Below are 300 nucleotides of genomic sequence, written 5' to 3'. Positions count from 1 at the left end.
CGGCACAAAAGGTAATACCTATTAAAAAGATAACCAAACTTCCATCCCAGATATTCACCGAACCATCAGATTTCCCAGTTTTAGTACCCGATGAAGAGGTTTCTCTGTCTGTAGTGATTCGTTCAGCTGTGGGCATTAAGTCTATAAAACATACATTGTGTAATAAAGTACTGGGTGACCTGAAGGAATATACGACTATTCCGGTATCAGGCAATCCGTTGGAAATGGAATTTATCCTGAAAACTGTCGTAGACAATAAAGAGACCAATGGAATCAAGATTGTGGTAGAAGATATAGAGG

The 300-nt window shown here is 39.0% G+C and carries 1 pseudogene; it reads left to right on the top strand.

From position 1 onward, the window contains the following. Positions 1-300 (top strand): annotated as a pseudogene (locus tag AB5935_RS25895) (hypothetical protein); the annotation flags it as partial.

This window comes from Phocaeicola sp. RTP21198st1_B8_RTP21198_201120 (genome assembly GCF_040929485.1).
Taxonomy (GTDB): Bacteria; Bacteroidota; Bacteroidia; order Bacteroidales; family Bacteroidaceae; genus Phocaeicola; species Phocaeicola dorei.
The sequence above is the reverse complement of the archived record's forward strand: the minus strand, read 5'-3'. Positions and strand labels throughout refer to the sequence as shown.